Here is a 26,007-nt window from a genome sequence, read left to right as displayed (position 1 = left end):
CGCGTCAATGACGAAAATGGATCCAAAGGCGGCCGAAGTTCTTGGAGTCCTTCTCGATCCGGTGGTAGCGCGCCTTGACGTCCTTGCGGTCGAGGTAGCGCAGGACCCGCTTCTTCAGCTGGCCCGACCCCTTGCCGGGGATGATCTCCACGGTCCTGGCCCCGGTGCGCTCGGCCTCGTCCATGATGTCGCCGAGAGCCTTGTCGATGTCACGGCCCTTGTTGAAGATGTCGTGCAGGTCGAGTTTGAGCCGCACCGTGGCCTCCTCCGCGTCCGGTCAACCGGATGATACGGGCTGCCGGACGCCGCGTCCGCTCGGGCCCGGCCGACCGCCCGTCACTCCCCACCGCCCTCACCCCCGCGTCCGCGCAGCGCCCACCACAGACCGGCCGCGGTGGCGACGGCCAGCAGCCCGGCCGCCGTGAGGGTGGCGGAGTCCGGGCGCACGACCGACTGGCCGCGCAGCGCCTGCCAGGCGGTCAGGACCAGGAGTGCGGCGTGGGCCGATCCGGCCACGACGACCACGCGCCACCGCAGGGCGTCCGGTTCCAGCCTCGGGTAGCGGCGGCCCAGCACCACCAGGACGAGGGCGAGCAGGATGAGCGTCTGCAGCCCGTGGATGCCGACGAAGTGGGCGACCCGCAGGTCCCCGGCGACCGTGCTCCAGCCGACGACGGGCAGCCCCGGCCCCCCGTCGGCCATGCCGACGGTGTGCGCTCCGATCACGTCGTCCGGGCCGCCGCCCTCCAGGGCGACCATCTGCTCGTCGGACGGGACGGTCATGAAGAAGGCGGCGGCCATCCCGGCGAGCGCGATCGCGGTGCCGATCCGGACGGCCCAGGTGGTGGAGCGCTCTCCGACGCGCTGGACCAGCAGGATGGCGCCGATCCCGAGGTTGGCTGCCCACGCGGTGACGATCATGGCGGCCATGGCGTTGTAGACGACCGCGTCGAAGGCGGTGGCGTAGTTGAAGTGGCTGAGCTCGCCCCGCCAGGCCTGGAGCCCGATCGCCGCGAGTTCGCCGAGGACCATGACGGAGACGATCGTGCCCAGCCACCAGCCGGTGCGCCGCCACCGGACGAGCATCGACAGCAGCCACGCCAGAGTGACGTTGTAGACCGCGATCGACAGGGCGAACTTGGCCGGTTTGAGCCAGATCGGCTGGCCGACGAGGGTGCGGTCGTCCACCGCGAGGCCGACGACGGCCCCCGCCAGGATGACGGCGCACAGGACCGCGGTCGCCATGAGAGGGCGGTGCCAGTCCCACCCGGTCCTCAGGAACGAGTCGGGGGCGGGCACGGCGCGGGGGATGGTCGGGGGGTTCACGCGACACCTCTTTGGATACTTAAACTATCCACTATGGATACCTTGACTATCTACCAAGGGCTGGGACCTGGCAAGGGGAATAGGCGCGAGGATGGGCCCATGCGTATCGGCGAGCTGAGTGAGCGGTCCGGAACCCCGGTGCCGACGATCAAGTACTACCTCCGCGAAGGACTCCTGCCCAGAGGCGAACGCACCGGCCCCAACCAGGCGCACTACGGAGACGAGCACCTCCACCGGTTGCGCCTGGTCCGCGCCCTGACCGACGTGGGCGGACTGCCCATCGCCACCACCCGCGAGATCCTCGCCCGGGTCGACTCCCCCGAACCGCCGATCACCCACGAACTCCTCGGCCACGCCATGCACGTGCTCCCCCCCGCCACCAAGGGCGGCTCCACGGCCGACGCCGAGGACCACGAGCGCGTGCGGGCCCTGTCCGAGCGGCGCGGCTGGCAGATCCACCCCGAGGGCCGCCCCTCCGCCGACCTGGCCGAGGTGATCGCCACCTACCGCCGTGCCGGGCACCTCCTCGACGACGACGCGCTGGACGGCTACGCGGCCACCATGGAGCAGGCGGCCAGGGTGGACCTCGACGTGATCGGAAGGGTCACCGGCACCGACGAGATCCTGGAGAGCGCCGTCGTGTACACCGTGCTCGGCGACACCCTCATGGCCGTCCTGCGCAGGCTCGCGCAGGCCAACGAGTCCGCCCGCCGGTCCGGGGCGGCACCGCAGGACGGCTGACCGCGGGCCCGCCGCGAAACCCGGTCACAGGGCGGAGGCGAAGGCCTCGCGCACCGTGTCGTCGCGGTCCAGCACCGCGAACACCACGTGCTCGAACTCCCCCGCGAACACACCGCCCCGCCGCAGATGCCCCGCGAAGGCCGCCGCCACCTCCGCCGGGTGGTTGCCGAACACGCCGCACCCCCACGCTCCGAGCACCAGCCGGGTCACCCCCTGCTCGGCGGCGACGGCGAGCACGCCGCGCGCCCGCGCCGCCAGGACGAGGGGGATGGTGTCGGCCGGTTCGACCCGGTTCCGCTCGATCATCCGGCGGTTCGGCGCCGCACAGGTGAGGAAGGAGACGGGCAGGGGCTCCGGCAGCCACCCTCCCCGGTCGTCGCGGTACACCGGCACGCCGGGCGACCAGATCACCCGGTCCGTGTAGAGCAGGCTCTCGTGGTCGCGGTGGTGGTCGTAGTACTCCGGGCACAGCACCAGTGAGGCGTACAGCGCGCTCGACCTGGCCAGGCTCTCCTCCTGCGCCCGCGCACCGTTGGCGACGCCGCCGCCGGGCTTGCGGGCGGAGGCGAAGTTCAACGCCGCCACGTGGGACGGTCCGGGCCCCGCCACCAGGCGCCCAGCGGCTTCGAGCGTGCTCTCGCGGGTCACCTCGAACCGGGTCGTGCGCCGGGCTCCCGGCGCGGACGGGGCCGCCGGCTCCCCCGGGAGGTAGAGGCGCGTGCCCTCCCTCATCGCCGCCAGCGCCCCCGACAGGTCCACCAGCCGCTCCCCGACCCGGTAGTGCCCCTCCTCGAAGGCGGCACGGGTCTCCCGCCACACGGCACGCAACCTCTGGGACACGGTCCCCTCCTCGTCCGGTCCACGGCTCCGACGCCCGCCCCGCGCCAGGACCCCGGCCCCGCCTCCGGGGCACGGGGACGGGCACCGCACAGGCCCCGGGTCGGACCTCGCAAACTACTCTCCCCGGCCCCGCGCGCCAAGCAGGTTTCCGCGTCCTGGCCCACCCCCGAAAACCCCTGGCCCGGGGGAGGCCCGCGCGGGATCATCTCCCCATGAGCAGACCCATGACCACCGGGGAGCTGGTGTGCGCCTCCAGGTTCCTGGCACGCGTCCTGCGCCACGACCCCGCCCTCGCCGGGCTGCGCCTCGATCCGCAGGGGTGGGCCGGGGTGGACGACCTCCTCGCGGGCTGTCGCGGGGCCGGGGTGCGACTCACCCGTGCGTCCCTCGCGGAGGTCGTCGAGACCAACGACAAGAGGCGTTTCGCCCTCAGTCCGGACGGCACCCGGATCCGCGCGCAGCAGGGCCACTCCGTCGACGTCGACCTGGGGTGGGAGCCGAGCGTTCCCCCCGCGCTGCTGCACCACGGGACCGTGGGCCGGTTCCTGCCCGCCATCACCGCGGAGGGCCTTCGCCCGATGACCCGCCACGACGTCCACCTGTCCCGGGACGCGGAGACCGCCCGCCGGGTGGGGGCGCGTCGGGGCGCACCCGTGGTGTTCACCGTCGCCGCCGGGCGCATGCACGCCGACGGCCACGTCTTCCGGGCGACGGGGAACGGAGTGTGGCTCGTCGCCGCCGTGCCCCCGGAGTACCTGGGCGCACCCGTCACGCCGTCCCCCTGAGACGGGGCCGCGGCACGGCCCGCCCGATCAGCCGCCGTGCTTGACCGCGGAGAAGATCGCGGTACCGGGGATCATCCGGCCGCGCACCGGGCCCCAGCCGCCCCACACCCGGTCGAGCCCCTCGGGCCACTCCGGTTCGACCAGGTCCCGCAGCGTCAGTCCCGCGCGGGCGATCCCCCGCACCCAGTCGCCCACCGTGTGGTGGTGCTCGACGTAGATCGCGTTGCCGTGGTCGTCCTCCTCCACGTAGGCGCGGCGGTCGAAGTAGGACTGGTGGACGGTGAACCCCTCCTCGCCCGGGTCGTCCGGGAAGCCCCACCGGACCGGGTGCGTCACCGAGAAGACCAGCCGACCACCCGGCCGCAGGACCCTCGCCGCCTCGCCGAGGGCGTCGTCCGCCGACGGCACGAACGGGAACGCGCCGAACGACGAGAACACCGCGTCGAACGACGCGTCGGCGAACGGCAGCCGCTGCGCGTCGGCCTGCACGGTCGGCAGCCTGTGCCCCGTCTCCCCGTCGATCCTCCGCGAGTGCTGCAACTGGCGGAACGACAGGTCGAACGCGACCACCTCGCGCACGCCCCTCGAACGCAGCCACCGTCCGCACTGGCCCGCGCCGCAGCCGACCTCCAGGACCCGGGACCCCCGCAGCTCCGAGAGGTCGCCGAGCAGGCCCGCCCGGTCCTCGGTCAGCCCCTCCGGGCACCACACGAAATCGGCGTCGCCCAGGAAGCCGCCGTGTTCGGCCTGGTAGGCGTCGGCGGCGCCGTCCCACCACAGGCGTCCGGCGCGTGAGCTCTCGCCGGCGTCCACGGTGCGGCGCTCCACGTGCCCGGGGGCCGGATAGTCGCTCTCGTCGTGCATGGGGCTCCTCGTGCCGTGGCCGTGACGGTTCAAAGGTCGGTGCCGCCGCCGGCGCCGCTCGCGGCCTCCGACGGTTCCCGCTCCCGCCCCGGAGCCTGTTCGGCCTCACGGGCGTCGCGCAGCTCGCGGCGGACGAGGAAGATCCATCCGGCGACGGCCACGACGGCGAACACCCACCACTGCACGGCGTAGGACGCGCTCATCCCGGAGTCCACCTCGCGCAGCTCGACCGGCTCGGGTGCGGGATCGGGTGCCGGGTCCTGCCGGGTGAGCTCGACGTACCCTCCGTGGACCGGGTAGGGCAGTTGCTCCGCGATCATGCCGACGTCGACCATCATGAGCTGCCCCTCGGGCAGGTCGTCGCGGTTGCGCAGGCCGCTGTTCTCCTCCGTCTCGGAGAAGTGCAGCCAGCCGGACACGTCCACGGCTCCCTCGGGCGCGGCCGGGGGCTCGGGGGCGTCCAGTGCGGTCTCACCGCGCTGGATCCAGCCGCGGTTGACCAGGACGGCCGTACCGTCCTCGCCGACCAGGGGGGTGAGGACGTGGAATCCCACTCCGCCCGAACCGTCGCGGTTGCGCAGGAGGATCTCGTGTTCGGTGTCCCAGGTGCCGGATGCCTCGACGGTGCGCCACCGGTCGTCGGGGTCGACGTCCTCGCCGACGGCGGTCAGCTCGGAGACGGGCACGGGGTCGGCGGCGAGGTTGCCCTGCTGGAGGTTGACGGACGCGCTGCGCAGCTCCCAGCGGTCCAGCTGCCAGAAGCCCAGCCAGACGAAGCTGGGCACGATCACCAGGACCAGCGCGTGGAACGCCAGCATGCGTTGCGACAACAGGACTTTGAGCACGTCTTCGAGGTTATGAGACGCTCCGGGCCGCGTCGCACCGACCCTCGGGAACGGCTGCGGGGCCGCCGGACAAGCGGCGGCCCCGCGTGGGCGACGGGTCGCGGGGAGCCTCCCCTCCCCGCTTCCCGCGCCCGTGCCCGGGGGCCGGATCGCTCCGGCTCCCGGTCCGGGGCTACTCGTCGTCGCCGGCGGCGGCGGCCTTGCGCTTGCGGGCGAAGTACAGACCGGCGCCGCCCGCGCCGATCGCGGCGACCGCGGCGGCGACGAGGCCGCCGATGGCGGTACCGGTCACGGCGAGCTGCTCGTCGGCCTGCGGCTGGGGGGTCGGCCGGTCATCGCCGGTGCTGGAGTCGTCCTCGCCCTTGTCCTCCTCGCGGGGCACCTCGGGGCCGGTGGGCTCCTCGGGGTTCTCGCCGCCCGGCTCCTCCGGGGTCTCGCCGCCCGGCTCCTCGGGCTCCTCGGGCGTCTCGGGCTCGGGGGCCTCACCGTCGGAGATGGTCTGCATGCAGGCGGCCTGGGCGAGGCCGAGCACGGAGACGGCGTTGCCGCAGATGTCGACGGCGGCGTCGACCGGGACGAGGACCTGGTTACCGCTGCCGACACCTCCGGAACCGTCGGTGGCGGGCCCGCCCTCGTTCTCGGGGGAGGCCTGGATGATGTTGATGATGGTGGTGCACTTGGAGCTGGAGCCGCCGAGGATGGCGACCGAGTTGCCGCAGACGTTGATGGCGGCGTCGACCGGGACGACGATCTGGTTGCCGCTGGCGATACCGCCGGAACCGTCCGTGCGGGTGCTGGGCGCGTCGGCGCTCTCCTCCTCCAGGACCTCGACCACCTCGATGCACTCGGCCTCGGAGATGCCGCCGACGGCCAGGGAGTTCCCGCACGCGTCGATGGCCGCGTCGACCGGGACGATGATCTGGTTGCCGCTGCCGATACCGCCGGAACCGTCCGTGGCGGGTCCACCGTTGCCGCTCGCCTCGTAGAGGACCTCCGAGACCTGCGTGCACTTGGCCGAGGAGATACCGAGCACCGCGAGCGAGTTTCCGCACAGGTCGGCCTCGACGTCCACGGGGACGATGATCTGGTTGCCGCTGCCGATACCGCCGGAACCGTCGGTGTTGGCGTCGGCGAACGCCGCCGCGACGGGGGCGATGACCAGCCCCGCGGTCATCACGGTGGCGAAGGAGTAACGGAGTGTGTTGCGCATGTGCGGCTAGGACCTTTCACGGAGACAGCCTTGGGTTCGCGCCGGTCGTGGCGCTGTGCGTCGTGGGCGGACCGGGTGTCCGCGGCGTGGCGGAGCACTCGTCGGTCCCGCCGTCACGACCGTGCGGGCCCGTCACCGACGAACGGTGAAACGGCGGGGTGACCCGCAGCACGTGGGAGTCGTGGTCCGACATCCTCCGAAGTGGGGCTCCGGGGACGAACCTCCGACGGACCGAAACGTTAGCAAGCCAGCGGAGACTCGCAGGCGTTTTCGGAGAATGTCCACCACTGGCACAAATACTCTCCGCTTATACTTTATTACCCTGTGATATAGCCGCTGCTCACAAGCTCCATGTCAACTACACAGAGTACATACTTGACAACACAAAGACACGGTGGATGATGAATTTTTTTCGGGTAAACCTCACTTCGTAAACCACTAAGCACCTTAGTTGATTCGTTTCGACGGACTTCACGAACGCCTTATACCTCACATCCACATTCATGAGTTATGCGATCAATGCACCTTTCGACACAAAAGACTGGATAGTGAAAATCCGAGCCGGGAAGAACCGCACCCGCCCCCCGCACGCACGAACGAACCCGGAGCGTCCCGGTTCACCCCCTTCCTTCCGCCAGACCGGAAAAGCGCAAAGGGCACGAAGAACAGCCGAATCAAAGGCCCCATTGCCCAACTCAGACCACTCTCGCAACTCGGACAACTCAGGCACCACCCCTCCCAGGTTCGATCAAAAGCGCTGGTCAACCCCGCGTACCCTGGTCACGACGGGTCTCCTCCCGACCGACATCCCGTCCATGTCGAAACCGACGAACCAGGGACTGTCGGCCCTGACCTGAGCACGAATAGAGACCACCGGTGACGGGTCGGGGCGCCCTTGGCATCCAATCCAGTCACAAAGGCCAACCGGAAGCGCGCGAAGTGCGTCCCAACCACAGGACGTGCCCTCGGTTTCCCCCGCCCCACTGGAGCATGCAATGCAGCCCGTACCCCCGCGTCTCCGTACCCGCACGACGCTGTCGGTCAGCGCCGCGACGATCGTCGTCCTCCTGGTCGCCGCCGCCTGCGCCTCGCCCGGCGACGCGCCGGAGGAACTCGCGGGGGCGGTGTCCCCCAGCGAGGACTCCTCCGCCCCGCCGTCCCCCAGCGCGGAGCCCGAGCCCGCCTCGGAGCCGTTCACCATCGCCTTCGGCGGCGACGTCATGTTCGACGGGATGCTCGAACCCCGCCTGGCCGACCCCGCCACCGCGCTCGGTCCGATCTCCGAACAGCTCTCCGCCGCCGACCTGGCCATGGTCAACCTGGAGACCGCCATCACCGAGGGCGGTACCCCAGCCGACGGCAAGGAGTACCTCTTCCGGGCGCCCGCCAGTGCGCTGGAGGCCCTGGCCGCCGGGGGCGTGGACGTGGCCACCATCGCCAACAACCACGGCATGGACTACGGCACGGACGGGCTGATCGACACACTGGAGAACGGTGAGGCCTCCGATGTCGCGCTGGTCGGCGCGGGCCGCGACGCCGCCGAGGCGTACACGCCCCACGTGGCCGAGGTCAACGGACAGAGCGTCGCCCTGTTCGGGGCCACCGACGTCATGGACGACCACCTCATGGCGGAGTGGACGGCGGGCGAGGGCAAGCCCGGCATGGCCTCCACCAAGAACGAGATGAGGGAGCGGATGCTCACCGCCGTCTCCGAGGCCGCCGCCGAGCACGACAACGTCGTGGTCTTCCTCCACTGGGGCCTGGAGGGGGCGCACTGCCCGCTGCCGCACGCGCCCGCCCTCGCCGAGGAGCTGGTCGAGGCCGGAGCCTCCGCCGTGGTCGGCGGCCACGCGCACGTGCTGTCCCCGGGAGGGTTCACGGGCGACTCCTACGTGCACTACGGACTGAGCAACTTCGTGTTCTACAACTTCGAGGGCCCCACCGCCGAGACCGGGGTGCTCACCCTCACCTTCGACCGGGGCAGCGTGACCGCGGCCGACTGGGCCCCCGCGCAGATCCAGGGCGGCGTGCCCGTCCCCTACGAGGGAGAGGCCGCCGAGCAGGCCACCCGGACCTGGCTCGACATGCGCATCGCGTGCGGGCTCCCGCTGACCGACTCGCCCGCCTGACCGACCGGCGCCCCGGGGGCCGCCGCGGAGTCCTCCGACCGGCGGCCCCCGGTGTCAGTGCCTCCCCTGCGGGGCCCGCGGGGCACCGGCGCGGGGTCGGCCCGGGTCGGGCGGGCCCGCCGCTCAGCTCACGTGGACGACCGGACGCCGCTTCGGGTCCTCCTCCGCCTCACGCAGGATCTCCCGGGTGAACGACGCGGTCTCGCCCTCGCCCAGGACCCCGAACCGGAACAGCAGTCGGAGCGGTGACCCCTCCGACCAGGCGAAGTAGCAGTGCGGGATCGCCTCGGTCCGGTCACGCAGGCACAGCAGGACCGCCGCGAGCGCGTTGGGCGCCGCCGGGCTGCGCACCCGCAGGACCCGGTGGCCGTCCACGTCCACCCCGCGCACCCGCAGGACGCACGCGAACTCCGACGGATGGTGGACCTCGACCTCCACGAACAGGGGCGGCGTCCGGAGCGGGATCGGGTGGAGGAGCATCTGCTCGTGCTCGGTCTCCTCGTACTCGGCCGCCCCGCCGGCCCGGGGCCGGTTGGCGAACACGTGCAGCCTGCCCCGGAGCACGGCCTCCCGGGCGAACCGGACCGCCGTCTCGTCCAAGTGCACGCTGCTGGTCCGCAGCTCGGTGCTCCTCAGCGCGCGCGAGACCGACGACACCAGGACGGTTCCGAGGACGAACGCCGACGCGATGAGCAGACCGTCCGGCCTTGCCACGACGTTGTCGGCGAGCGCGTAGCCGAACACCGCCGTCAGGACCCCGAAACCGGCCGTCGCCCACCGGCGCCCCGAGCGGTGGGCGAGGATCGTCACCGCGAGGGCCGACGTGACCAGCATGGCGAGGATGCCGGTGGCGTACGCGCCCGACTGCTCCGTGACCCCGGCGTCGAAGACCACGGTGATGACCATGGCGACGGCCGTGTACACCAGCACCACGGGCCGCACGGCCAGCCCCCACGCGGGCGCCATCCCGTAACGGGGCAGGTAGCGCGGCACGATGTTGATCAGACCGGCCATCGCCGACGCCCCGGCGAACCACAGGATGAGGACCGTGCTCGCGTCGTAGAACACGCCGAACCCGTCGCCGAGCAGGTCGTACGCCAGATAGGCGAGCACGCGGTCGGCGGCGGGCCCCCCGGGTTCCACGGCCTCCCGGGGGACCAGGACCCCGGTGACGAACGTCGTCGACAGCAGGTAGACGCTCATGATCACGGCGGCCGTGGTCAGCATGCGCCGTGTGTCGACGACGCGCGACCGCAGGCGTTCCTCGTGGGTGGCGCCCTTCGACCGGATCAGGGGCATCATGCTGACACCCGTCTCGAACCCGGACAGCCCGAGGACCAGCAGGGGGAAGGCGACCAGGACGGTGGCCGCCATCGACGGGAACCCCTGGCCGCGCCCCAGGACGGCGCCCTCCCAGTCGGCGAGGGTCGACGGATCCGCCGCGATGTGCGCCAGTGCGGCGACCACCACCACCGCGTTGAGCAACAGGAACACCAGCACCAGGGGGATGGCGATCCGCACCGCCTCACGGAACCCCGCCAGGAACACCGCCCCCAGGAGGGCGAGGAGGACCAGGGTGACCGGCACGGGGTGGTCGGCCAGGGTGTCGGGGGTGTACGGGTTGGCGGCCAGGTGCGCCGTGGCGTCGGCGGTGGACAGCGTGATGGTGACGATCCACGACGTCGCCACGAAGCCCAACAGGCACAGGACGAGGAGCTTGCCCCTCCACTCGGGGAGCAGGTGTTCCAGCATCGCGACCGACCCCTGACCGTGCGGGCTCCGCTCGGCCACCCGCCGGTACACGGGGAGCATCCCGCACAGGGTCAGGACGACGATCAGCAGCGTGGCCACCGGGGAGAGCGCGCCCGCGGTGAGGATCGCGATCGCCGGGAGGTAGCTGAGGGTGGAGAAGTAGTCGACGCCGGTCAGGCACATGACCCGCCACCACGGGTGCTGGCGCTCGGCGTGCGGCGCGGAGCCCGGGCCGCCGACCTCGTCCACCCGCTTGCTCAGCAGCCACCTCGACAGGGCGTTCCGCGGCCCGTGCCCGTCCGGGGACGGGGCGTCCCACACGTAGGCCGCGGCGTCCGGGTCCGCACCGCTCCCGGTGTCCGCACCGGTACCGTCCCCGGCCGGCCGACCGGAGTCCCCGCCGGCGTCGTGGCCGGAGTCCCCGCCGGCGTCGTGGCCGGAGTCCCCGCCGGCGTCGTGGCCGGAGTCCCGTCTCATCGCGTCTCCCCCCGGCGCCGCCCGGCCACGGCCGTGACCGTGCCCGGCGCACCTCCCAAGTCTGCTGCTCGGAGGCGCTGCGGGCGGTCAGCCCGGCGACCGCGTGTCGGGCCCGGCCCGACGGGGTCCAGGGACCACGACGGCCGTGACCGCGCCCGCGGCGGGCCGGAGGCGCCGGGGTCCCGTTCCCGGGCGCCGGCGGGGTTCCGGGAGCGGCCCTAGGCCGCGTTCCGCGGATCATTCCGGGCTCGCGTCCCCCAGGCTGCCTCTCGCTACGCCGACTGCGCTTGGACAGCCAAACCCGGGCTGACCTGCGCTACTCGTCTTGCGAGAGATGGCCTGGAAGCCGCTCGCGTCGATCGGCGCAAGCGCCGAGTCAACCGAAAGCATCCACAGAACACGCCCTAGAAGTTCCCGGCCTCGACCCCGTGGCGCGCGGCGACCGACGCGATCTCCGCCAGCAGTGCGCGGCGGCGCGCCACACCGAGGTAGGAGGCGCGGACGCCGTTCGCGGCGAGTCGCACCAGGCCGTCGGCGCCCAACCCCAACCCGTGGACGGTGCGGTACTCGCGGTTCAGGTCGGTGCCGAACATGGTCGGATCGTCGGTGTTGAGGGTGACCAGGATCCCGGCGTCGAGCATGCGGGGCAGGGGGTGGTCCCCGATTTCGTCCACCGCACGGGTGCACACGTTGGAGGTGGGGCTGACGTCCACCGGGATCTGCTCCTCCGCCAGTCGGGCCACCAGCTCCCCGTCGCGCATGGAGTCGATGCCGTGGCCGATGCGTTCGGCGCCGAGCACGTCGAGGGCCTCGCGCACACGCTCGGGTCCGCCGTGCTCACCGGCGTGCGGGAGACTGGCGAGCCCCGCGGCGCGCGCCCTGCCGAACACCCCCGCGTACTGCCCCAGCGGCGTCTCCACGCCGCCCACCCCGAAGCCCACCGTGCTGGGCGGGGCGTCGCGCAGAACCGCCTCCAGGGTCGCCTCGGCGCTCTCCAGGCCGAAGTCGGCGGGGAAGTCGGGGATCCACCGGAGCTGGAGGCCGTGGTCGCGCTCGGCGTCGCGGCGCGCCCGCTCGATCCCGTCGAACACCACCCGGGCGGGCACACCGCGCATCAGGTGCGTGTAGAGGCTGACGTGCACCTCCGCGTAGCGCACGTTCTGCGCGACCAGCCGCCGGGCGACCGCCGAGGTGAGGAGCGCGAAGTCCTCCTCCTCCCGGAGGGTCTTCACCGACGCCAGGTAGACCTCGATGAAGTGGGGGAAGTCGGTGAAGGAGTACCAGTCCCGGAGCTTCTCCAGGGTGTCCGGGATGTCCTCGGTACCGTGCCTGCGGGCCAGGTCGAACAGGGTCTCGGCGGGCATCGAGCCCTCGAGGTGGACGTGCAGCTCGACCTTGGGCAGGTCCCGGACGAGCGCGTCGACGCCGGTCTCGGCGGGGGCGGTGTGATTCTCCATGGCGCGAGGCTACGCGCGGGCCCGCACGCAGCCCAACCCCTTCCGGGCGAACCTGACGAGGACGTGTCAACCTTTCCTGGGGCGGGACCGCCCCGGGCACAACCGCCGACGAGGCCGCATCCGGGTACATTGCGGACATGATCCCCCAGGGCGACCCCCACCCTTCGACCCCCCGTCCCCCGCGCCCCCACCGGGGCGCCCGACTCCGGGCCTACCGGAAGGACAACCCCGGCCCATTCCTGATCCGGGCCTCGGGCAGCGTCCTCGTCCCCCTCGGTGCCCTCTGCCTGGTCTCGTTCATCACGTTCGACACCGCACGCGACCCGTGGGTACCGGGCGTCATGCTGGCCGTACTCCTGTTCGTGGCGTGCGCGATCCTCGTGGCCCTGTTCTCGGTGACGTCGGCGGACGCCCGAGGGGCCGAGCGGGCCTATCAGGCCGTCAAGCTGACGAACCTGCCGACGGGCACCGACCCCGCCAAGCTCGCGGAGGCCTGGCGCCTCGTCCGGGCGGGCGCCCCCGGCCCGGACCCGGAGACCAACCGGCTGGGGAGGACCGTCGTCGAGCAGGAACTGGGCAGGGCGAAGACGGTGTTCCCCTCCCTGCTCCTCATGCTGGGGATGGCCCTGGTCAACACCGTCTACTGCCTCAACCGCATCAGGTTGGAGGGGGTATCGTTCCCCATCGTCCTGATCCTGGGCCTGTCCGCGCTCATCGTGGTGCTCGCGTGCGTGACGCCCTCACTCGCAGCGCGACGGCGCCGCCGCGCGGAGGCGTTCCGCGACGCCTACGACCACGCCGACGGCGGGGCGCCCGACACCGCGGGGTAGAGGACGGCGTACCGGGCACGGGGCCGGGCGCGCCGCGGTCGGCGCGCCCGGCCCCCGGACCCCGTGGTGCTCAGACGGTGGGTGCCGCCCCGTTCACGCGGCGGGGCACGCCCAGCGGGTTGTCGTCGCGCAACTCACGGGGCAGCAGCGACTGCGGCACCGACTGGAAGGAGACCGGGCGCAGGAAGCGCCGGATCGCCGTGGTGCCCACCGACGTGTGCAGCGGCGCCGTGGTCGCCGGGTAGGGACCGCCGTGGGTCATGGCGTACGTGACCGCCACCCCCGTCGGCCACCCGTTCCAGATCACCCGTCCGGCCACGGACGCGCCCAGGGCGAGCAGGGCGGGCGCCACCGCGTCCTCCTCCTCCCCGTGCACGGTGACGGTGAGCTGTCCCCTCAGCACCCCCGCGGCCTCCAGGAGGCGGCGCTCGTCGGCATAGGCGACCACGAGGGTCGCCGGTCCGAAGCACTCCTCCAGGAGCGCGTCGGAGTGCTCCAGCAGCGAGTCCAGGTCGGTCCGGAGCAGGCTCGGGGACCAGTCCTCCCCGGTGTGCCTGCCCTGCACCAGCACCTCGGTGGCGGGGTGGCCGGCGAGAGCGTCCAGGCCCCGCTCGAACCCCTCGGCGACGCGGTCGTTGAGGAGCGGCGCGGCGGCCCGTTCGGCGAAGTCGGCGACCAGGGCGCCCAGGTCGGCGTCCTCGGGCACGAACACGACGCCGGGCTTGGTGCAGAACTGCCCGGCCCCCATGGACGCCGAGTCGGCGTAGCCGCTGAGGATGTGGTCGCCCCGGGCCGCCATGGCCGCCCGGGTGACGAACACCGGGTTCACGCTGCCCAGCTCGCCGTAGAAGGGGATCGGTTCGGGTCGGGAGGCGGCCAGGTCGAACAGGGCCCGCCCGCCCGGGATGGAACCGGTGAACCCGACGGCGCGGGTGAGCGGGTGGGTGACCGCCAGCTTGCCGGCCTCCATGCCCTCCACCAGGCCGAAGGAGCCCTCCGGCGCCCCGGCCCCGGTGAGCGCGGCGACGACGACCTCGGTGGTGGCGCGGGCCAGCCGGGGGTGGCCGGGGTGCGCCTTGACGACCACCGGGCATCCGGCGGCCAGCGCGGACGCGCTGTCACCGCCCGCCGTGGCGAACGCGAAGGGGAAGTTGCTGGCCCCGAACACGACGACGGGGCCGAGCGGGACGAGGAGGCGCCGCACGTCCGGGCGCGGCGTCCCCCACTCCGGGTCGGCGGGGTCGACGGCGGCCTCCAGGTAGGAGCCGTCCTCCAGGGTCTCCGCGAACAGCCTGAGCTGGAAGGTGGTGCGGCCCAGCTCGCCCTTGCAGCGGGCCTCGGGGTAGTGGGCCTCCTCCGCGGCGAGGGGCACGAGCTGGTCGGCGGCGCCGTCGAGGGCGTCGGCGACGGCGCGCAGCAAGTCGGCGCGCTCGTGCGGTGTGAGGGCTGCCAGGAGCGGAGCCGCGGCGGCGGCCCGTTCGAGGGCGGCGTCGAGTTCCTCCGGTGTGGTGTCCGGGGCGGTGGTCATGGCTCAGCCTCCAGGAGGGGTGCGTGCACTGCGTCGGGCACTGATCCAACCATGCCACGCCCCCTATAGGAAAGCGCTATCCCGCACGGCCCGCCCGTCCGGTGCCCGCGCGACCACGGACCGCGAAACAGACACGGACCGACGAACACGACGAACGGCGCCGACGCGTCCGCACTCCGCGCCCTCTCCCGCGACCTTCGCCAACGCCCCTGGTACGGGCGGCGCGGACGCCTCCGGAAGAAGCCGGGGAACGAAACTGGAATTTCCCCGGAACCAGGTGATTCCGGAAAGGCATCATAGGATCCGTGACGACAAATTCCCGAAGCTCAACGCCCCCGCGGTCGCGACGCTCCCCCGGCAGCGCCGGGAGCACCCACGCGCCACGCGAGAGCCGTGGACCAGCCGGCGTCGCCCACGACGAACTCGCGTTCGCGCAGGCCCCCCTCCGGAGGCTGCCCGCCCAACAGCGCAGCATGCTCAGAGTGCAGCGCATGCTCGACTGCTGCGCCGAACTCCTCGACGAGGTCGGCTACGACAACCTCTCCACCACCCGGATCGCCGAACGCGCCGGGGTCGCCATCGGCTCCGTGTACCAGTTCTTCCCGGACAAGAAGGCCATCACCCAGGCGCTCGGCCTGCGCTTCCTCGACCAGTTCAGCGCCCGGGTGACCGAGCGCCTCGCGGACGCGTCGTTCAGCCACTGGACCATCGCCGTCGACACCATCGTCGACGAGTACATCGACATGCACCGCCACGTGCCGGGCTTCCGCAGCCTGCACTTCGGCGACATCGTCGACCCCCGGCTCCTCAACGGCGGGGCCGACAACAACCGCGTCATCTCCATCCGCCTGCGCCGGATCATCGTCTCCGTCACCGGCATCCCCGACGACGACGAACTCGACCGCGCCGTGCACGTGGCCGTCGAGGCCGCCGACGCCGTCCTCAAACTCGCCTTCCGCGACGACGCCGAAGGCGACGCCCGGCTGATCCACGAGGCCAAGCGCCTGGTCAGCAGCTACCTGTCCGACTTCTCCGATCGCAACGGAGGCGACCACCCGTGGTAGCCGACTCCGGCATCCTCACCGGGCCCGTCGCCGGGACGGCGGCCGGGGTTCCCTTCCTGGCCCTGCCGCCCGCCGCGGGGGACACCCCGGCGCCGCTCGTCATCGGGCTGCACGCCTTCGAACCGCCCCGGGCAGAGGCCGCCCTCGCCGGGGCCGTACCCATGGCGTCGCTCCCGGCCTGGCGGGTCTACCTCGGGCTGCCGCTGTTCGGCGCCCGGCTGCCCGAGGGCGGCGTCCCCGAGATCAACCGCCGCGGCGAACGCGACTACCTCGTCGAACTGTTCGGCCCGGTGGTGGAGGAGGCCGCCGCCGAACTCCGCTCCGTCATCTCCGAGCTGCGCGCGGCCTTCCCCGTCACCGACGCCCCCGTCGGCCTGGTCGGGGTGGGGGCCGGGGCCTCCGCGGTCCTGCTCGCCCTGGCCGAGGGGCGCACTCCCGTCGGCGCCGCCGCCGTCGTCAACCCGGTCGTGGACCCGGCCCTGGTCGTCGCGGCCCGCGAGCGCCGCACCGGGACCCCCTACCGGTGGACCGACCGGGCCCAGCTGGCCCGCGCACGACTGGACTTCGACGGCCGCGCCGACGAGATCGCCCGGGGACGCGTCCCCCTGCTCGTCGTCAACGGCGGACTCGACGAGGTCGTGGACCCCGAGCGCGGCGGTTCACTGCTCGACGCGCTGGTCGCACACGCCCCTGAGCATGCGCTCCGTCACATCGTGGTGCCCGATCTGGCACACGCCATCGGACCGGAGCCCGGCCTCGAACCCGGCCCGCTCACCCCGGCCGGCGTGCTCACCGACCGGGCTCTCACCGAGTGGTTCCACCGGCACCTCACGTCTCCCCCGCAGGTCCGGGCGGGCACGGAGGCCTAGTCCCCGCCCCCGGCGCGCCCCTCCCGCCGCCCGGGCGGCGGCCGACCCGACCGTTCACCGGGTGCACCCCGCCACCTCCCCCCACGTCCCCTTGACGGACGCCGCCGCGACAGTCGGTGCGCGTTCCATGGGATCATCCAGTGGCGACCGCACCAAGCGGTCCACCTGACCGTTTCGACTCATCCTTCAGGAGGGCGAACCACGTGACGGAACCGGCACCGGTCTTTGCCAGCGGAGTCGACAACGAGCGGTTGAACGCACAGCTCCGCTTCCTTCTGGAAGTCGACAAGCTCAAGCGCATCCTGCGGCAGAACCTGCTGGTGGACGGATCCCGGCGGGAGAACTCGGCCGAGCACTCCTGGCACCTGGCCCTGTCCGCCCGCACCTTCGCCGAGTACGCTCCCGAGGGCACCGACATCGACCGGGTCGTCGAGATGCTGGTACTCCACGACATCGTCGAGATCGATGCCGGGGACACCTTCCTCTTCGACCAGGTGAACTCCGAGACGCAGGGGGAGCGCGAGCGCGCCGCGGCGGCCCGCATCTTCCCGCTCCTGCCCGAGGACCAGGCCGAGCGCGCCCGCGAACTCTGGGAGGAGTTCGAGGAGCGCGTCTCCCGCGAGGCCCGCTTCGCCCGCGCCGTGGACCGGCTGTCCCCGATGCTCGCCAACTGGCACAACGAGGGTGGTTCCTGGGTCCGCTTCGGCATCACCCGGGCGCAGGTCATGGAGAAGGTCAAGCTGATCCAGGACGGCTCCGAGGCCCTGGGCGCGTACGCGACCGCCCTGATCGACGACGCCGACCGGCGCGGCTACTTCCGCGCCTGAGCACCCCGCCGTCCCGCACCGTCCTCCCGGACCCCTCCGGTGCGGGCCCTTCGGCGCCCCGTGTGCCAGGTGCGCCGGACGCCGTGCGCGGCGGCCTTGCGGCGTCGGGTGAGTGGCAGGCCGGGGGTCGGCGGAGGCGTCAGATCCGGCCCATGACGAGCTGGGCCGCCGCCGTCAGCCCCACGACGACCAGGCACACGCGCAGCGCCGCCGGGCTGAGCCTGCGGCCGAAGTTGGCCCCCAGGTAGCCGCCGATGATGGTTCCGGCCGCGATGAGGCCGACCACCGGCCACGACGGCGAGGCCAGCACGATGTAGAACACGGCCGCCGTGCTGTTGGCGATCGTGGTCAGCGCGTTCTTCAACGCGTTGAGCCGCTGGAGGTCGTCGTCCAGGGACGCGCCGAGGATGCTGATCAGGATGATCCCCTGCGCGGCGGCGAAGTAGCCGCCGTAGGTCCCGGTCGCGTAGGCGCCCAGCGGCAGCAGGGGCCCCCCGTTCTTGGAGGCCGGCCGACGTGAGCGCGCCCACTTGGTGATCCGGGGCTGGAGGAGGATCAGCACGCACGCGCCGCCGATCATGAACGGCACGACGAACTCGAACACGCCCGCGGGCAGGTAGATGAGCAGGAGCGCGCCGGTCATCGCGCCGAGGAAGGACATGCCGCCGAGCCGGAGGATCCGGCCGCGCTGCCCCATCAGCTCGCGCCGGTAGGCGATGGTCCCGCTGAGCGTGCCGGGGGCCAGCCCGATGCTGTTCGACACGGTCGCGGTGACCGGCGGGAAGCCGAGGGCCAGGAGCACGGGGAACGTGAACAGGGTTCCCGATCCAGCGATCGCGTTGACCCCGCCCGCCGCCACGCCGGCCAGAAGGATGACCGCCGCCTCCCAGAGTTCCATTCGACCAGCTTTCCGGTTCCCGCACCCCGACCGTCGAGGGCGTCAACAGACTACGAGAGCGGATCATGGGCCCCTCACCCCGGGGATACGTGATCCAGGGCATAGTGACCGGCCCCACCGGGGAGTTCACGGCGGAGCCCGCAACGCACTCCGCCCCGCCGGGCGGCGCTGTGCGCGCCGCCGGGCGGGGCGGGGAGGAACGGGACCGGGGTCGCGGCGGCCGGGTCAGGGCACCCGCACGACCTCGTCACGCAGCCTGTCGAAGGCGGTGCCGACCCCCTGGAGGGCCTTGCCCATCTCGGACGGGACGATCCAGACCTTGTTGGCGTCGCCCTTGGCGATCTCGGGCAGCTTCTGGAGGTACTGGTAGGCCAGCACGTCCGGGTCCACCCGGCTGGTGTGCAGCGCCTTGAACACCATGTGGATGGCGTCGGCCTCACCGCGCGCCCGCAGCGTCTGCGCCTCGGCGTCCGCCTTGGCCGTGAGCATCTGCGCCTCGGCCGAACCCTTGGCCCGCAGCACCGCCGCCGCGCGCTCACCCTCGGCGCGCAGAACCGCGGACTGCTTCTCGCCCTCGGCGCTGAGCAGCTGCGCGCGCTTCTCGCGGTCGGCGCGCATCTGCATCTCCATCGCCTCCTGTACGGAGGACGGCGGCTCGATGCCCTTGAGCTCGATGCGGCTGATCTCGATGCCCCAGTCACGGGTGGCCTCGTCCAGCACCGCCTTGAGCTCGCGGTTGATCTCGTCGCGGGAGGTGAGCGTGCCCTCCAGGTTCATGCCGCCGATGACGTTGCGGAGGGTGGCGAGGGTGAGCTGCTCGACCGCCTGGATGAAGTTCGCGACCTCGTAGGTGGCCTTGTAGGCGTCCCGGACACGGATGTAGACCGCCGAGTCGACCTCCACCGCGAGGTTGTCCTCGGTGATCGCGGACTGCGGAGGGAAACTCACGACCTGGACGCGGCGGTCGATCCGCTCCCGTACCTGGTCGACTCCGGGGATGACGACGTTGAATCCCGAGCTCAGTGTTCGGTGGAACTTACCGAACCGCTCGACGACGTCCTCCATCGAGTGCGGAACGATACGCACGCTCCGCCAGAAGATGATCAACAGAACCGCGACGAAAAGCGCCACGATGATGATCATGGTCATTGACGCACCCCGGTCTCCGAACGAGGGGCGGCGTTCAGCATCGACATCTGGGCAGCTCCGGATCTCCTGACGGGGGTGGCAGGCGGTGGGGACGGAGCACATCCACCGGCGGCCCGCCCACCCGAAGATCTCGAAGCACGCCGAAATGGAGCGATCCGCTCACCGAACGCTGACGCTACCCCATATACGCCGGGGCGACCACATCTGGACAGGAATACTGTTTAGGGACAATAGATTTCTGTTATTACCGCAATCCCTATCGGCGTCAGATCGCTCGAAACTCCGCTGGTCACACCGCGCGGGCGTTCCAGCGGTCACCGTCGCGCTCCACCTTGAGAGAAAGACCGAAGGTCTCCGACAGGTGTTCGGCGGTCAGGACCTCGTCGATCGGGCCCGCCTTCACGACGGCGCCGTCCCGGAGCAGCAGCACGTGCGTGAACCCCGCCGGGATCTCCTCCACGTGGTGCGACACCACGACCAGCGCGGGCGCGGCCTCGTTGCGGGCCAACCCGCTCATACGGCGCACCAGGTCCTCCCGGCCGCCCAGGTCCAGCCCCGCGGCGGGCTCGTCCAGGAGCAGCAGCTCCGGGTCCGCCATCAGCGCGCGGGCGATCAGGACCCGCTTGCGCTCACCCTCGGACAGGGTGTGGAAGTCCCGGTCGGCCAGGTCAGCGACCCCCCAGTGGCCGAGCAGCGCACGGGCCCGCCCGTAGTCCGGGCTCCCGTACTCCTCGCGGAACCGGCCCACGTAGCCGTAGGCGGCGCTCAGCACGATGTCGAGGACGGGGGTCCCCGGCTCGATCCGCGACGCCACCGACGCCCCCGCGTAGCCGATGAGGGGCCGCAGCTCGAACACGTCCACCTGTCCCAGCCGCTCGCCGAGGATCTCCACGACGCCCGCGGTCGGGTGCAGCTGGCTGAAAGCCACATTGAGGAGAGTGGTCTTGCCCGCACCGTTCGGCCCGAGGACCGCCCACCGCTCACCCTCCAGCACCGACCAGTCCACGCCGTTCACCAGGGTGGCACCACCCCGCCGAACCGTGACCCCGCTCAGGCCCAGAACCCGCCCGTCCATCGTCCTCCCTCACATCACGCCCCACGCCGGTGCACGGGCCGACCTACCCTGAAGCAATGCAACTCACGTCCGCACCACTCGTCGCCTGGGGCAACGCCTGGCTGTCGGGCCACGTCGGGCTCGACGACGCCGTCGACGCGGTCGAACGGCGCGGCGGCCCCAACCTGATCGGGACAGTACCCGCCGCGGACCTGCCCTTCGACAGCGGCGTACCGCTGCGGTCGGCACTGGTACGACTTCGTGGCCTGGGACTGTCCGCGTTCCGGCTGTCCCTGCCGACCTGGGGAGACCCGCTCGGACTCGTCGGTCCGAAGGAACTCAACCAGGCCGCCATCGAGGCACAGGAGGGGGTGCTGGTGCAGCTCACCGACCAGCAGATGGGCCTGGTGCCCTCTCCCGACCGGCGTGGTTCATCCTATGTGGGCGTTTCGTGGGCGCCGTATCGGGCCAACGAGGCACTCCCCCAGGTACCCGGCCTCGCCGAGGCCGAGCAGGCCCTGAAGATCACCGTCATCGAGGTCGCCAGACTCCTGGAGGGCGTGGACGACATCGCGGCGTTCGCCCCGGGGGTGCACCGGGAACTGGGCGACCTGGGCGGCAGGGACGTGCCCTCGCTGGCGCACGGGTACCCGCCCCGGGCCCACCGGGTGGCGGCGCAGGCGCACCGGCTGGCGAAGGTGGTCAGACTGGCCGAACCCGCGTCGGGCCGGGGGATGAGCGCCCACCAGGCGGCAGCGCGGTCCGAGGCGCTGCGGAGGCTGGACTCGGCGGTGCGGCGGGCCCTGGTCGCCGCCCACGCGTCCATCGCCCTGCCGGGACGGGCTCCGAACGGCCGCTGAGCCGCCCGCGTCGGTGGAACGGTCCGGGGGGGCCGAGCGGGCGGGCACGCCCAGTCCCCACCCGCCCCCTGCCCCCTGGCCGCGTCGGCCCGCCCCGGGCCTCCTCACCGGGAGGGCGCCCGCTCCTCGGGACCGGGGCCGGCCGGCACGGCGCGACCGCCCCGCACACCCCGGTGCACCCCCACGAGATGGGCGCCGCGGACCGAGGCTACGACCACGCAGGCCAAGGCGACCGCGGCGAGCGCCACCCAGAACGACGTGAAGAGATAGGGCACCTGGAACCACGCCACGTCCCTCCCCCGGTACAGCCACCCGACCACCTCGTGCAGGACCCCCACGAGCAGCGGAGGTCCGGCGTAGGGCAGCATGCGCACCGCCACCGCCCACCGTGGCCGGCCCACCCGCGCCAGGGCCCAGCCGCTCGCCCGCCGCACACCGCGCCAGGCGAGCGGCGCCGCGGCGGCGCCGACGGAGAGCAGGAGCGCGTCCACGACCAGCGCCGCCGTGCCCGTCGGCGGTGCGGGCGCGCTGCCCGTGTCGATCAGTTCGACGAGCGCGGCGGCCAGGGCGTGGGCGCCGCCCCCCGCTCCGGTGTTGGCCATGACGGCCACGCCGTACCCGCTGTCCGGCAGCACGGCCTGGTGCGCCGTCGCGGTGAGCAGGTCTCCCCCGTGCTCCACGACCGGGGTCCCCGCGTCGGTCTCCCCCAGCGACCACCCCAGGGCATAGGAACCGGAGGCCGGGGAGGGGGTGTGCAGGGCGCGGACCCCCTCCTCGGACAGGACACGGACACCGTCCGGCCCCAGGCCGCCGTTGGTGTGGGCGACGAGCCACGCACCCATGTCCGCGGCGGTGCTGACGACCCCTCCGGAGCCGTTCCCGAACCCGGGCGGCTCATCGGCCGGGAACGAGAGGCCGAGGAGGGAGAGGTGGCCGTGCGCACTGGCCGGCAGGTCCAGGTCCGTGTCGATGGTGGTGCTGTCGTCCATCCCCAGCGGGGAGAAGACCTCCGCCGCCAGGTGGTCGGCGAAGGGCCGGCCGCCGACCACCTCGACCAGGCGGGCGGCGACCTGGGCGTTGGGGTTGTGGTACTCCCAGTGCGTGCCGGGCTCGGCCGCCAGGCGTACACCGCGCAGGTCCTCCACGGCTCCGCGCAGGGTGAGGGTGCTCCGGCCACGGCTGTAGGAGGCGAACTCCGTGTCCGACATCCCGGAGGTCTGGTCGAGGAGCTGGCGCACGGTGATCCGGTCCGCGCGGGGGTCGGCCATCGTGAACTCGGGCAGGTGCTCCCGCACGGGGTCGTCCAGGTCGAGCCGACCCTCCTCCGCCAGTCGGAGGACCGCCAGCGCGGTGACCGACTTGCTGAGCGAGGCCACCGCCATCGGGGTGTCCTCGGTGACGGCTGCGCCGCCGGGTGTCGTTCCGTACCCGCGGGCGTGCACGACCTCCGTTCCGTGGGTCAGGACCACCGCGGCGCCGGGTAGGCCGGTCGCCCGGCGGTACTCCTCCACGACGGCGTCCACGGCCTCGGCGGAGGGGGTGCCCGGGGCGGAGCGGGACACGGGCGGAGCCGCTCCGGCGGGGGCCGCGGACAGGAGCAGCAGCGCGGCGGCGCCGAGCGCGGACAGGACGGAGAGGGCGGGACGGGCGCAAGGAGCGGAGAGCCCGCGTGGGAGGCGGGCAGGGGCGTCGAAGGACGGGGAGGGGAGCATGGGGCAACGCTAGGAACACGGTCCCCGCGAGGGCCATCGTGTGCGCCTCCCTCCCGGCCGGGGGTTTTCCGCAGGGGCGCCCCTGCGGCCGCCACCACACCCCGGAGCCCTGGAGGGCTGGAAACACGGGGTGTCCTGGAGCACCCTGGGACGAGGGGCGAGAAGTCTCGGGGTAGGCCCAGGGGATATACCTGATCCACCGGGCCGGGAGAGTGTCGATACTGGATGAGTGGAAGGCCGGACCCCGGCCCCGCGGAGTGAACGAGGAGACCAGTCATCATGCAGCCCGAGCACATCCGAGCCTCCGACGCGGACCGGGACAAGGTTGCCGAGCGGCTCCGGGAGGCCGTGGCTGAAGGTCGGCTCACCCCCGTGGAGCACGAGGAGCGCCTGGACACCCTGTACAGGGCCAAGACCGTCGGCGAGCTCGCCCCGCTCGTCTCGGACCTGCCCGTCTCCGGCCAGGGCTTCGACTACGCGGCCATGGAGCGCCAGTCGGCCGAGTCCCCGAGCGGGATGGAGATCCTGGGCAGCGAGGCGCGCGACCTGGCCGGACAGAGCAAGGGCTCCGAGAACCTGGTCGCGGTGTTCGGCGGCTGCGAGCGCAAGGGCCGCTGGCTGGTCGAGCCCCGGACCAACGTCTCGGTGCTCTGCGGCGGCGTCGAACTGGACCTCCGGGAGGCGGTCCTCAGTCAGCACGAGGTGACCATCCAGGTCGCCGTCATCATGGGCGGAGTGGACATCACCGTGCCGCACGGGGTGAGGGTGATCAACAACACCTCGGCGATCCTGGGCGGTGCCGACATGCACGGCACGGACCAGGTCACCGACCCGAACGCGCCGGTCATCCGGCTGACCGGCACCTGCATGCTGGGCGGTGTGGACATCAAGGCCAAGGGCCCGCGCCGCAAGAAGAAGAACAAGGGCAACCGTTAGGCCCGAGAGTGACCTGTACCGCTCCTCCAGCTGTCCACATAGTGAACTAGCTGGGAAAAGGAGCTGCCCTGCGCGTCGGGACCGCACTGCGGCCGAGTACCGTGGGTGGCGCCATGAATGATGATTCCACGTTGTTGGTGACAGTGACCGGGCACGACCGGCCGGGCATCAGCGCGCGTCTCCTGAGCACCCTCTCCGTCTTCCCGGTGACCATCGTCGACCTCGAACAGGTCGTTCTGGCGGGTCGCCTGGTGCTGGGGACGGTTCTCGGGGTCGACGAGCGCGTGGCCCCCGGTGTGAGCCGCCGACGGGTCTTCGAGGAGGTGCGCAGCGCCCTCGACAAGACCGCGATCGACCTCGACATGGAGGTCGACTACGAGGACGGCAACGGCACCGGCCGCGTGAACGACTTCGCCGCCGGCCGCCTGCACCTGACCGTCCTGGCCGACCCCCTGCGCCCCGGCGCCCTCGGGGCGATCACGTCGTGCGTGGCCAGAGCGGGCGCGAACATCGACCGGATAGAGCGGCTCTCGAGCTACCCGGTGACCTCCGTGGAGATGGAGATCTCCGGAGGCAACGCCGGGCAGCTGCGGGCCGAGCTCGCCATGGAGGCGTCCACCCAGGGGGTCGACGTCGCCGTCCAGCCCAGCGGCCTCCACCGCCGGGCCAAGCACCTCATCGTCATGGACGTGGACTCCACCCTGATCCAGGGCGAGGTGATCGAGCTCCTGGCGGCGCACGCCGGCTGCGAGAAGGAGGTCGCCCGGGTCACCGAGGAGGCCATGCGCGGCGAACTGGACTTCGAGGAGTCCCTACGGCGCAGGGTCGCTCTCCTGAAGGGCCTGGACGCCTCCGCCATCGACGCGGTGCGCGAGGAGATCCAGCTGACCCCCGGCGCGCGGACCCTCATCCGCACCCTGAAGCGCCTGGGCTACGAGTGCGGGATCGTGAGCGGTGGATTCACCCAGATCACGGACGTACTGGTGGAACGCCTGGGACTGGACTACTCGGCTGCGAACACCCTGGAGGTCGTCGACGGGACGCTGACCGGCGAACTGGTCGGCCCCATCATCGACCGCAAGGGCAAGGCGACCACGCTCAAGCGGTTCGCCGCGGAGGCCGGCGTCCCCCTGGAGCAGACGGTCGCGGTGGGAGACGGGGCGAACGACCTGGACATGCTCCAGGTCGCGGGACTGGGCGTCGCGTTCAACGCGAAGCCGGTCGTCCGCCAGCAGGCCGACACCTCCGTGAACGTGCCCTACCTGGACACGATCGCGTTCATCCTGGGCATCACCCGCGAGGAGATCGAGGCCGCCGACCTTCACGGTCAGGCCACCGAACCGGCCTCCCCCACGACCACCGCCTGACCGGAGACCGACCCCGCCGACCGGACTCAGCCGATGGACCGGGTCCGTCGGCTGAGTTCCGTGCTGTCCCGTGGCTTGTCGTCCTGGCCATCTGGTTGTTTGTCGTCCTGTGGCTTGTCGCGCCGTGGCGCCGGGGAGCCGTAGGAGAGGTCGTGGGGGTCGATCCACGCCCTTGAGGGCTCGGGAACGCTCCCCCGCCTCCTGGAGCCGGTGAGCGTCCGCCGGCAGATGTCGGGGCGTGCGGTGGGTTGTCCACAGAACCCCACCACCCCTGGCACCACCCCACCCCCACACGCTTGACTGGAAACAAAGGGGGGCCACCCCAGCCCCCACCATGACCGCTGCCCGCCACACCCAGGCCCGCCCGACCCCCCACACCCCAGAATTCACAAACGCACAAACCCACACACAAAAAAAGGGGGCCGCCCACAAAGGCGACCCCCCCAAAGAAAAACCGTGGCAGCGACCTACTCTCCCACCCCACCAC

General features: G+C 72.2%; 23 protein-coding genes. 10 read left to right on the top strand and 13 right to left on the bottom strand.

Annotated elements, in window-relative coordinates; genetic code table 11:
* Window positions 1-4: 4 nt before the first annotated feature.
* Together Q8791_RS17575 and Q8791_RS17570 are read right to left on the bottom strand one after the other, a co-directional pair.
* Window positions 5-256, bottom strand: coding sequence for a Smr/MutS family protein (locus Q8791_RS17575; RefSeq protein ID WP_330092809.1), 252 nt, complete (start codon window positions 254-256; stop codon window positions 5-7).
* A gap of 80 nt (window positions 257-336) precedes the next feature.
* Window positions 337-1,326, bottom strand: coding sequence for a hypothetical protein (locus Q8791_RS17570; protein ID WP_330092808.1), 990 nt, complete (start codon window positions 1,324-1,326; stop codon window positions 337-339).
* A 99-nt stretch (window positions 1,327-1,425) separates the two neighbouring features.
* On the opposite strand from Q8791_RS17570, the gene Q8791_RS17565 reads away from it, so the two are divergent.
* Window positions 1,426-2,067, top strand: coding sequence for a MerR family transcriptional regulator (locus Q8791_RS17565; RefSeq protein WP_330092807.1), 642 nt, complete (start codon window positions 1,426-1,428; stop codon window positions 2,065-2,067).
* Window positions 2,068-2,091: 24 nt separating this feature from the next.
* Here the strand turns inward: Q8791_RS17565 and Q8791_RS17560 are convergent, their stop codons facing one another.
* Window positions 2,092-2,907, bottom strand: a complete 816-nt coding sequence (locus Q8791_RS17560; RefSeq protein WP_330092806.1) for a TIGR02452 family protein — start codon at window positions 2,905-2,907, stop codon at window positions 2,092-2,094.
* Between the two features lie 224 nt (window positions 2,908-3,131).
* On the opposite strand from Q8791_RS17560, the gene Q8791_RS17555 reads away from it, so the two are divergent.
* Window positions 3,132-3,692 (top strand): RNA 2'-phosphotransferase, encoded by a 561-nt coding sequence (locus tag Q8791_RS17555; protein WP_330092928.1) that lies wholly within the window; start codon window positions 3,132-3,134, stop codon window positions 3,690-3,692.
* 27 nt (window positions 3,693-3,719) lie between these two features.
* Here the strand turns inward: Q8791_RS17555 and Q8791_RS17550 are convergent, their stop codons facing one another.
* The 3 genes from Q8791_RS17550 to Q8791_RS17540 all read right to left on the bottom strand — a co-directional run bounded on the left by Q8791_RS17550 (window position 3,720) and on the right by Q8791_RS17540 (window position 6,611).
* Window positions 3,720-4,556 (bottom strand): class I SAM-dependent methyltransferase, encoded by an 837-nt coding sequence (locus Q8791_RS17550; RefSeq protein WP_330092805.1) that lies wholly within the window; start codon window positions 4,554-4,556, stop codon window positions 3,720-3,722.
* Between the two features lie 29 nt (window positions 4,557-4,585).
* A complete protein-coding gene (locus Q8791_RS17545) occupies window positions 4,586-5,401 on the bottom strand; it encodes an SURF1 family cytochrome oxidase biogenesis protein (RefSeq protein WP_330092804.1) in 816 nt (271 codons plus the stop codon).
* A 172-nt stretch (window positions 5,402-5,573) separates the two neighbouring features.
* Window positions 5,574-6,611 (bottom strand): chaplin family protein, encoded by a 1,038-nt coding sequence (locus Q8791_RS17540; RefSeq protein ID WP_330092803.1) that lies wholly within the window; start codon window positions 6,609-6,611, stop codon window positions 5,574-5,576.
* A gap of 995 nt (window positions 6,612-7,606) precedes the next feature.
* Here Q8791_RS17540 and Q8791_RS17535 point away from each other — a divergent pair.
* The gene (locus Q8791_RS17535; RefSeq protein ID WP_330092802.1) at window positions 7,607-8,740 is read left to right on the top strand and encodes a CapA family protein; all 1,134 of its coding nucleotides are present in this window, start codon (window positions 7,607-7,609) and stop codon (window positions 8,738-8,740) included.
* 123 nt (window positions 8,741-8,863) lie between these two features.
* On the opposite strand, the gene Q8791_RS17530 is transcribed toward Q8791_RS17535, so the two are convergent.
* Both Q8791_RS17530 and add read right to left on the bottom strand, forming a co-directional pair.
* Window positions 8,864-10,969, bottom strand: coding sequence for an APC family permease (locus Q8791_RS17530; RefSeq protein ID WP_330092801.1), 2,106 nt, complete (start codon window positions 10,967-10,969; stop codon window positions 8,864-8,866).
* Between the two features lie 404 nt (window positions 10,970-11,373).
* The gene (add, locus tag Q8791_RS17525) at window positions 11,374-12,426 is read right to left on the bottom strand and encodes an adenosine deaminase (RefSeq protein ID WP_330092800.1); all 1,053 of its coding nucleotides are present in this window, start codon (window positions 12,424-12,426) and stop codon (window positions 11,374-11,376) included.
* Window positions 12,427-12,563: 137 nt separating this feature from the next.
* Between add and Q8791_RS17520 the strand changes: the two genes are divergently transcribed.
* Window positions 12,564-13,256, top strand: coding sequence for a hypothetical protein (locus Q8791_RS17520; protein ID WP_330092799.1), 693 nt, complete (start codon window positions 12,564-12,566; stop codon window positions 13,254-13,256).
* Window positions 13,257-13,326: 70 nt separating this feature from the next.
* On the opposite strand, the gene Q8791_RS17515 is transcribed toward Q8791_RS17520, so the two are convergent.
* On the bottom strand, window positions 13,327-14,784 hold the full coding sequence (locus tag Q8791_RS17515; RefSeq protein WP_330092798.1) for an aldehyde dehydrogenase (NADP(+)): 1,458 nt from the start codon (window positions 14,782-14,784) through the stop codon (window positions 13,327-13,329).
* Between the two features lie 473 nt (window positions 14,785-15,257).
* On the opposite strand from Q8791_RS17515, the gene Q8791_RS17510 reads away from it, so the two are divergent.
* The 3 genes from Q8791_RS17510 to Q8791_RS17500 all read left to right on the top strand — a co-directional run bounded on the left by Q8791_RS17510 (window position 15,258) and on the right by Q8791_RS17500 (window position 17,544).
* On the top strand, window positions 15,258-15,848 hold the full coding sequence (locus tag Q8791_RS17510) for a TetR/AcrR family transcriptional regulator (RefSeq protein ID WP_330092797.1): 591 nt from the start codon (window positions 15,258-15,260) through the stop codon (window positions 15,846-15,848).
* On the top strand, window positions 15,842-16,717 hold the full coding sequence (locus Q8791_RS17505) for an alpha/beta hydrolase family protein (protein ID WP_330092796.1): 876 nt from the start codon (window positions 15,842-15,844) through the stop codon (window positions 16,715-16,717). Before Q8791_RS17510 ends, Q8791_RS17505 begins: the two co-directional genes overlap by 7 nt.
* Window positions 16,718-16,920: 203 nt before the next feature.
* On the top strand, window positions 16,921-17,544 hold the full coding sequence (locus Q8791_RS17500) for an HD domain-containing protein (protein ID WP_330092795.1): 624 nt from the start codon (window positions 16,921-16,923) through the stop codon (window positions 17,542-17,544).
* 139 nt (window positions 17,545-17,683) lie between these two features.
* On the opposite strand, the gene Q8791_RS17495 is transcribed toward Q8791_RS17500, so the two are convergent.
* The 3 genes from Q8791_RS17495 to Q8791_RS17485 all read right to left on the bottom strand — a co-directional run bounded on the left by Q8791_RS17495 (window position 17,684) and on the right by Q8791_RS17485 (window position 20,666).
* On the bottom strand, window positions 17,684-18,442 hold the full coding sequence (locus Q8791_RS17495) for a sulfite exporter TauE/SafE family protein (protein WP_330092794.1): 759 nt from the start codon (window positions 18,440-18,442) through the stop codon (window positions 17,684-17,686).
* Between the two features lie 225 nt (window positions 18,443-18,667).
* Window positions 18,668-19,591, bottom strand: coding sequence for an SPFH domain-containing protein (locus Q8791_RS17490; protein ID WP_330092793.1), 924 nt, complete (start codon window positions 19,589-19,591; stop codon window positions 18,668-18,670).
* Between the two features lie 289 nt (window positions 19,592-19,880).
* A complete protein-coding gene (locus Q8791_RS17485; RefSeq protein WP_330092792.1) occupies window positions 19,881-20,666 on the bottom strand; it encodes an ABC transporter ATP-binding protein in 786 nt (261 codons plus the stop codon).
* 56 nt (window positions 20,667-20,722) lie between these two features.
* Here Q8791_RS17485 and Q8791_RS17480 point away from each other — a divergent pair, with 56 nt between their 5' ends.
* Complete coding sequence (locus Q8791_RS17480) at window positions 20,723-21,505, top strand: hypothetical protein (RefSeq protein ID WP_330092791.1); 783 nt, start codon at window positions 20,723-20,725, stop codon at window positions 21,503-21,505.
* A gap of 104 nt (window positions 21,506-21,609) precedes the next feature.
* Here the strand turns inward: Q8791_RS17480 and Q8791_RS17475 are convergent, their stop codons facing one another.
* Window positions 21,610-23,217, bottom strand: coding sequence for a serine hydrolase domain-containing protein (locus Q8791_RS17475; RefSeq protein WP_330092790.1), 1,608 nt, complete (start codon window positions 23,215-23,217; stop codon window positions 21,610-21,612).
* 279 nt (window positions 23,218-23,496) lie between these two features.
* Here Q8791_RS17475 and Q8791_RS17470 point away from each other — a divergent pair, with 279 nt between their 5' ends.
* Window positions 23,497-24,153: a DUF1707 SHOCT-like domain-containing protein gene (locus Q8791_RS17470; protein ID WP_330092789.1), complete on the top strand. Its 657-nt coding sequence runs from the start codon at window positions 23,497-23,499 to the stop codon at window positions 24,151-24,153.
* Between the two features lie 113 nt (window positions 24,154-24,266).
* Window positions 24,267-25,520 carry a phosphoserine phosphatase SerB gene (gene serB / locus Q8791_RS17465; RefSeq protein ID WP_330092788.1) on the top strand — a complete coding sequence of 418 codons (1,254 nt, stop codon included), beginning with the start codon at window positions 24,267-24,269 and terminating at the stop codon, window positions 25,518-25,520.
* Window positions 25,521-26,007: the final 487 nt, after the last annotated feature.

The organism is Nocardiopsis codii (genome assembly GCF_036327455.1).
In the GTDB taxonomy this organism is placed as follows: domain Bacteria; phylum Actinomycetota; class Actinomycetes; order Streptosporangiales; family Streptosporangiaceae; genus Nocardiopsis; species Nocardiopsis codii.
The sequence above is the reverse complement of the archived record's forward strand: the minus strand, read 5'-3'. Positions and strand labels throughout refer to the sequence as shown.

Coding starts and splice junctions, on each gene's coding strand:
- Q8791_RS17565 (WP_330092807.1), top strand. CDS start 1,426: ATGCGTATCGGCGAGCTGAGTGAGCGGTCCGGAACCCCGGTGCCGACG.
- Q8791_RS17555 (WP_330092928.1), top strand. CDS start 3,132: ATGACCACCGGGGAGCTGGTGTGCGCCTCCAGGTTCCTGGCACGCGTC.
- Q8791_RS17550 (WP_330092805.1), bottom strand. CDS start 4,556: ATGCACGACGAGAGCGACTATCCGGCCCCCGGGCACGTGGAGCGCCGC.
- Q8791_RS17540 (WP_330092803.1), bottom strand. CDS start 6,611: ATGCGCAACACACTCCGTTACTCCTTCGCCACCGTGATGACCGCGGGG.
- Q8791_RS17535 (WP_330092802.1), top strand. CDS start 7,607: ATGCAGCCCGTACCCCCGCGTCTCCGTACCCGCACGACGCTGTCGGTC.
- Q8791_RS17530 (WP_330092801.1), bottom strand. CDS start 10,969: ATGAGACGGGACTCCGGCCACGACGCCGGCGGGGACTCCGGCCACGAC.
- add (WP_330092800.1), bottom strand. CDS start 12,426: ATGGAGAATCACACCGCCCCCGCCGAGACCGGCGTCGACGCGCTCGTC.
- Q8791_RS17520 (WP_330092799.1), top strand. CDS start 12,564: ATGATCCCCCAGGGCGACCCCCACCCTTCGACCCCCCGTCCCCCGCGC.
- Q8791_RS17515 (WP_330092798.1), bottom strand. CDS start 14,784: ATGACCACCGCCCCGGACACCACACCGGAGGAACTCGACGCCGCCCTC.
- Q8791_RS17510 (WP_330092797.1), top strand. CDS start 15,258: ATGCTCAGAGTGCAGCGCATGCTCGACTGCTGCGCCGAACTCCTCGAC.
- Q8791_RS17495 (WP_330092794.1), bottom strand. CDS start 18,442: ATGGAACTCTGGGAGGCGGCGGTCATCCTTCTGGCCGGCGTGGCGGCG.
- Q8791_RS17490 (WP_330092793.1), bottom strand. CDS start 19,591: ATGACCATGATCATCATCGTGGCGCTTTTCGTCGCGGTTCTGTTGATC.
- Q8791_RS17485 (WP_330092792.1), bottom strand. CDS start 20,666: ATGGACGGGCGGGTTCTGGGCCTGAGCGGGGTCACGGTTCGGCGGGGT.
- Q8791_RS17480 (WP_330092791.1), top strand. CDS start 20,723: ATGCAACTCACGTCCGCACCACTCGTCGCCTGGGGCAACGCCTGGCTG.
- Q8791_RS17475 (WP_330092790.1), bottom strand. CDS start 23,217: ATGCTCCCCTCCCCGTCCTTCGACGCCCCTGCCCGCCTCCCACGCGGG.
- Q8791_RS17470 (WP_330092789.1), top strand. CDS start 23,497: ATGCAGCCCGAGCACATCCGAGCCTCCGACGCGGACCGGGACAAGGTT.
- serB (WP_330092788.1), top strand. CDS start 24,267: ATGAATGATGATTCCACGTTGTTGGTGACAGTGACCGGGCACGACCGG.